General features: G+C 40.4%; 4 protein-coding genes. All 4 read left to right on the forward strand.

Features of this window, described 5'->3' with window-relative positions; genetic code table 11:
• The first annotated feature begins 348 nt into the window (after positions 1–348).
• The 4 genes from NBH15_RS19900 (at position 349) to NBH15_RS19915 (ending at position 6,887) form a co-directional block, all read left to right on the forward strand.
• Positions 349–1,560, forward strand: coding sequence for an ROK family transcriptional regulator (locus NBH15_RS19900; RefSeq protein WP_128133403.1), 1,212 nt, complete (start codon positions 349–351; stop codon positions 1,558–1,560).
• A 212-nt stretch (positions 1,561–1,772) separates the two neighbouring features.
• Positions 1,773–2,336, forward strand: a complete 564-nt coding sequence (locus NBH15_RS19905) for an RNA polymerase sigma-70 factor (protein WP_009860543.1) — start codon at positions 1,773–1,775, stop codon at positions 2,334–2,336.
• Between the two features lie 56 nt (positions 2,337–2,392).
• Positions 2,393–3,406 (forward strand): FecR family protein, encoded by a 1,014-nt coding sequence (locus tag NBH15_RS19910; RefSeq protein ID WP_128133404.1) that lies wholly within the window; start codon positions 2,393–2,395, stop codon positions 3,404–3,406.
• Positions 3,407–3,536: 130 nt separating this feature from the next.
• Positions 3,537–6,887 carry a TonB-dependent receptor gene (locus NBH15_RS19915; RefSeq protein WP_250823374.1) on the forward strand — a complete coding sequence of 1,117 codons (3,351 nt, stop codon included), beginning with the start codon at positions 3,537–3,539 and terminating at the stop codon, positions 6,885–6,887.
• Positions 6,888–6,955 lie beyond the last annotated feature (68 nt).

Below are 6,955 nucleotides of genomic sequence, written 5' to 3' on the forward strand. Positions count from 1 at the left end.
ACCTGAGTCTTGTATGAACTATGGCTTACTTTTTCATTATAATAAGATGAATTAAAATAAACTTATGATTTTCGACTTTTTAATGAATCTGCTATGAGGATGCCGGAGATCTCTGTTAATATGCCAAAACACTCTCTTTTTGTATCTTAGTTCTTAAAAGACTATGATATTCTCTATTTTTTTATTTAAAAGGAAACCTTGTTTTTGAAAGTAAGTGTCATCTTTGGCTTATGGATGGGTCTTATATGGACGTTTATTGTCGATTTTTTTTATTTACTCAGAGGACTATTTGAAGAATATTTATCTACTTTTGTTTATTCAAATTTACAGTAGACAAAAAAGAACACCATGAATACAAAATTCCTTATCACGGCCGATAGCAATCGTAGTGCATTATTAAAAAAGAAGATTATACATTATTATATAGCCAATGGCGATGCCACAATTGCAGAGTTATGCAAGGAAATGGATTTGAGTATTCCTACCGTAACGAAATTGGTAGGAGAATTACTGGATGACGGTTATATCCTGGATTTTGGAAAACAGGAGACAAACGGAGGACGCAAGCCGAATATCTATGGTTTGAATCCGGTTTCCGGTTATTTTGTCGGAGTGGATGTTTTCCGGAGTAAAATTAATATCGCAGCGGTCGATTTCAAAGGAGACAAGCTGCGTATAGAAGAAAATATCCCGTATTCATTGGAGAATACACCGGAGGCACTGGAGATGCTATGCAATTTGATTAATGACTTCATCGACCGACTAAGCGTTCCGCGTGAAAAAGTGCTGGCGGTAGGCGTTAATATTTCCGGGCGTGTCAACCCTGTGTCCGGTTATAGCTACAGTATTTTCTATTTCGAAGAAAAACCGTTGTCCCAGATTCTGGAAGAACGTATTAAGATAAAAATTTATATAGAAAATGATACCCGCGCAATGATGTATGGTGAATATATGCAGGGTGTCGTAAAGGGTGAAAAAAATATATTGTTCATTAATATGGGATGGGGATTAGGACTTTCCATCTTTATAAACGGTGAACTGTATTATGGTAAGTCCGGTTTTTCCGGTGAATTCGGGCATTTCTGTTTCTTTGATAACGAAATTCTGTGCCATTGCGGTAAAAAGGGATGTATTGAAACCGAAGCATCCGGTTCTGCCTTGCATCGTAAGTTGCTGGAACGTTACCGTGAAGGCAGCAGTACTATTCTCGCTGAGAAAATAGAGAAAAAAGAGAAGATAAAAATGGCCGATATGATAGAGGCAATCCAGAAGGAAGATGTGCTTTGCATCGAAATCCTGGAAGAAATGGGTGAGAAGCTGGGCCGTGGAATTGCCGGACTTATGAATATTTTCAATCCGGAGCTGGTGGTACTCGGTGGAACTTTGTCTTTGACCAGCGAATATATCAGTCTGCCGATTAAAAGTGCGATACGGAAATATTCACTGAATCTGGTTTCTCAGGATACTGAGATCAAAGTTTCCAAGTTAGGAGAGCGTGCAGGTGCATTAGGAGCATGTCTGCTTTCCAGAAGTAAAATGCTTGGGATGATTCATTATTAATTTGTCGATTTGTTCTCTCAATATTATTCCCCACTATTTTTATTGAAGTGGGGATTTTTCCCCATTGCAATGGGGAATAAAGCCCATTACAAGTTACAATGTGGGTAGTTCCGTTCTATGAAATACCTTAAATGCCCTTTAAGATCAACTTAGACGAAACAAATTATCAGTGTTCGTTTTGATTTAAATATTAGCTTCGTATATTTGCTGCTATGCTAACGAAATCTATCAACGAGGAACTATTAGTGAAGGAACTGGTCCAGGGAAGCCAAGATGCTTTTCAGGCAATATTCATGCACTATTATCCTAAAGTCCACAATTTTGTATACGGCTTGGTTAAATCGCAACAAGATGCGGAAGATATTACCCAGGAGGTTTTTTCAAAAGTGTGGGGAAGTCGCAGTATGTTTGCCGATGTCAGGAATTTGGGAGCTTATCTGTTCATTTTATCTAAAAATACTACATTTAATTTTTTGGAAGCCCGGCAAATACGTATAGAAAGGTTGAATGAAAAGCCTTTTGAGGAAGAGGCTCATGACTCACCGGACGAAGATCTGATAGCAAAAGATTTACAACTTTTGATAGACATGGTGGTGGCAAATATGCCGCCTCAGCGTAAACTGATTTATCAGCTGAGCCGTGAAGCGGGATTATCGAATGCAGAGATCGCAGAGAAATTGGATCTGAGCAAGAAGACGGTAGAGAATCACTTGAATCTGGCGTTAAAAGAGTTAAGAAAAATCTTATTATACCTATTGATACTTTATTTGTGTTAAAAAATTAGGGGTGAATAGCATGAGAGTAGTCTTTATAATATAATCGTAAAGGAGAAATGAGTTATATAAAAAAAATAGTTGATTATTTCTTTCACCATGATCTCCCGGAGGAGATGAACTGGAAGATACATCGACGGCTATTGAAAAAAGAAGACAGACCGGAAGTTGATGAGGCATTGCAATCGGTTTGGGATACTATGGGATTTCCGGAAATGAATGAAGCTCGTCCCCGGCAGGCTTATTCCATATTGAGTAAGAATTTAGGTTTTACGGAACAGAAAAAATCCGCATCAAAAAATGTGCGGATCATGCCGTTTTGGGTAAAACTGACAGCTATATGGCTTTTACCATTGATTATGTTTTCCACATCCGTCTATTTTTATTGGCAGGCAACCAGTGTGAAAGATGTGTTGGCGACTGTTTCGCTGATAGAACATTTTGTTCCTGCCGGAAAACGTGAGCAGATTGTTTTGCCTGACAGTAGCCGGGTCTGGCTGAATTCCGGTAGTGTACTGATATACCCTTCTATATTTGTGGGAGACAGACGTGAGGTTTATTTGTCAGGTGAAGGTTATTTTGAGGTGGAAAAGAATACGGAACAACCGTTTATCGTTAAAGCCCGGACACTGAATGTCGAAGTGTTGGGTACCCGGTTCAATCTTTTCGCTTATCCTGAAATAGGGCAGATCGCGACTACGCTTGAAGAAGGGGCTGTACAGGTCCGTTTGCAGGATGAAGAGGGGAAAACTTTTCACCTGGTGCCTGATGAACAATTGGTCTATTATATAGAATCCGGGAACGTTGATGTGAGAAAAGTTGTTTCTGCCGATTATTCTGATTGGCGTGAGGGAGGTTTGCTGTTTGATAATTATTCATTCACTGATATTATCCGTATCCTGCAACGTACATATGGGTTGGATATACATTTGCAGACATCTGCCTATAATAAGAATCTGCTGACAGTTCATTTTAATAAAAATGAATCGGTAGAAAATATATTCATGCTTCTGAAAGAGTTGATACCCGGTCTGGAATATAAAATTGACGGGAAAAGTATTTATCTGAAATAGGAAACAATAAAAAAATCACATGTAATTTGAAAAAGTTTTACGATTGATTGGGTGCAACGTTTTTTCCATCTGTCATTATAGATGAGTACGTACTCAAATCGGTGCAATTGTTTAACTATTTTAATTACATATGAAGAACAAACACAAATCCAGACGAATTGGAACCTATTGTCTGAGCTTTTTGATCGCAGGTTGCCTGCAGATCAATGCGCAAAAGGTATCCTTTAGTGAAGGAACTGTTTCTTTAAAGGAAGCATTCCAGAAGATTGAAGCTTCATCCAAGTACAAAATTGCCTATAATGGCACACAGTTGGATGTAAACAAGAAAGTTGTGCTTAATCAGAAAAATGCGGAAGTATTGGATGTATTGAGCCAGATGCTGGCTGGTACAGGCTATACTTATTCGGTAAAAGGTGACTATCTGGTCATTACCTCTCCCTCCCAAAATGCGGTCAATCAGAAAGTAAAGAACGTAAAAGGTGTTATTGTCGATGAGACAGGCGAGCCTGTTATCGGTGCAAACGTCGTTGTTTCAGGAACAACGAACGGAACGGTTACTGATTTTAATGGTAATTTCTCGTTAGAAGTTCCGGAAAATGGCACACTGGATGTTTCTTTTATCGGTTATCTGACGCAATCGATATCTCTGAAAGGGAAAAATGATTTTCGTATTATATTGAAAGAAGACACACAGAAACTGGACGAAGTAGTGGTTGTCGGTTATGGTACCCGTTCCCGTAAGAGTATTACCGGATCTGTGGACCAGGTGAACAGCGAGATTTTTGAAAATCGTCCGGTAACCAATGCGACTCAGGCGTTGCAGGGAGCTTCTGCCAACCTTATTATCCAGAGCAAAAATGCGAATCCGAACGATAACAGTATGAACATCAACATCCGTGGTGTCAGTACGATGGGGAACAATGACCCGCTGATCGTTATCGACGGATTGGTATCGAGTTCATCGACTCTGAACAATCTGAACCCGAACGATATTGATAATGTATCTGTCCTGAAAGATGCAGGTAGTGCAGCCATCTATGGTTCCCGTTCTGCAAATGGTGTTATCCTGGTAACGACTAAAAAGGGTTCTAAAGGCAGTAAACCTGTTGTTGCGTTTAATGGACAGGTCGGCATCCAGGACCCGCATATTTTATTTTCACCGGTCGAAGGCTGGCAAAACGCCATGTTGAGAAACCAGGCAAATATGAATGTGGGTAGTGCTCCCCAGTTCACACCCACCCAGATTCGCGATTTGTATGATCACCGTAATGAAGAAGAATGGTTGTATGACCAAATCATCAAATCCGGTCTCCAACAGAACTATAACATAAACGTATCCGGAGGTAGTGAAAATACGACCTACATGGTATCCGCCAGTTACTATAACCAGGAGAGTAACTTCCAGGGTAGCTTCGGTATGGAACGTTATAACTTCCGTAGTAATCTGAGTACGGAATACGGACGCTTTAAGTTGACATCTTTGATGGCTTATAACCGTCGTAAAGACAGAACTGTGGCCGGTGGTACAGGAAACACAATCATCAACTCATCCCGTGTCCCGTCTTATTATTACTACAAATTTATGGAAGGCGACAAATATCTGGTCAATGATATAGTCGGCGATGACAATCCGTTGGCATTGTTGCAGGATGGCGGTTATGAGAAGAAAGACGAAGACAATTTTATCGGAAGTATGAACCTTGATGTTAAGATCATCGATGGTTTGAAAGCAACCGGTTTGGTAGGTCTGGATTTGACCCAGCATCATCGTTATCGTCGCGACAAGAAAGTGCCGTTGTATTCTTCTGCCGATTTGGAGAATCCGGTACTGTACATGCACTCCAATACAATGACTGAAGATTATAATGAAAAGCGTTATACTCTGAGTACACAATTCTTATTGGATTTTAACCGTACATTTAATAATGTCCATAACGTAAGCGCATTGGTCGGTGTTTCAAACGAATCTTACACAAAACAAGCAAGCCGTATTGCCTGGGAATACACGGATGAAGACCTGGGATTGCCGACGACAGACGAATCCATCCAGAATAAAGATAACAAAAACTCGAACAATGATACGGACCAGACAAGTATTACTTCCGTATTTGGTCGTGTAGGCTATAATTATATGGATAAGTATTATGGAGATGTCTCTTTCCGTTATGACGGTTCTTCAAAATTTGCCAAAGACGAGCGCTGGGGTTTCTTTCCTTCGTTCTCTGCCGGCTGGCGTTTGTCTGAAGAAGCCTTTATGGATACGTATAAGAGCAACATCGGCGATTTGAAACTGAGAGCATCGTACGGTGTACTGGGAAATCAGAATGTGGACAATTATTCTTACCAGACTGTCTATCAGATGAATAACAACGGCTATGTATTCAATGGCATATCCGTCCCGGGAACCAGCTATACAGACGGTAATGCCTTCCTGACATGGGAAAAATCAGCTAACTTTAATATCGGTGCCGATGCAACCTTCCTGAACGGGAATTTATTCTTATCTGTAGACTATTTTGATAAGAAGACGTCTAATATATTGTTAACACCGGAAGTATCGTCCATCTATGGTGGTTCCGCAGCCAAAGAGAATGCTGGCGAAATGAAAAACAGAGGTTGGGAATTAACTATCAACTACAAATTAAATTCCGGCGACTTCCATCATAACTTCAATTTCAATATTTCCGACTCAAAGAATAAAGTGACCGATTTCGGAGGAAAAGAACGTATCGACCAGAATGACCAGTTGTATAAATTGATTCGTGAAGGGGAGCCGTTAGGTTCGTATTTCGGTTATAAAACAGACGGGTTGTTCCAGAGTTACGATGAGATTGCGAACAGTGCGCTGCCGGTAGGAGCTTCCGTTCAACCCGGTGATGTGAAGTATGTCGACCAGAACAACGATGGTGTCATCGACGAGAAAGACCGTGTGATACTGGGTAATGCATTTCCGCGTTATACATTCGGTTTCACTTATAATATGACATGGAAAGGTTTTGACTTGAACGTCATGCTGCAAGGTGTGGGCAAACGTTCCATGTATCTGCGTGGTGAGTTGATAGAACCATTCCACTCAAATTATTCCTATTGTATTTATCAACATCAGTTGGATTTCTGGACTCCGACAAATCCGGATGCCCAATGGCCTCGTTTAGTTGCCCCGGGCTCATCTTCTTCTACAAACAACTGGGGTATGGCCGGATCAGATATTTATTTGTTGAATGCAGCTTACTTACGTGTGAAGAATATCCAGATCGGATATACCTTACCGAAGGCACTGACTCAGAAGTTTGGTGTACAGAAATTACGTGTCAGCGTAAATACCGAAAATCCGTTGACATTTACCAAGAACTCATTTATCGATCCGGAATCTTCTGAATTCGGCAGCGATATGGGTGGTATCGGTGGCATCGGGGCAAACAGCGGACGTAACTACCCGACACTGACTTATTATGGATTTGGTTTGGATATAGAATTTTAAGACATAGACTTTGTTATGAAAATGAATATTTTAAAATATTTGGCAAGTATAGCATGCGCTATACTTGC

It is taken from the genome of Parabacteroides caeci, assembly GCF_023656795.1.
Classification (GTDB): domain Bacteria; phylum Bacteroidota; class Bacteroidia; order Bacteroidales; family Tannerellaceae; genus Parabacteroides; species Parabacteroides segnis.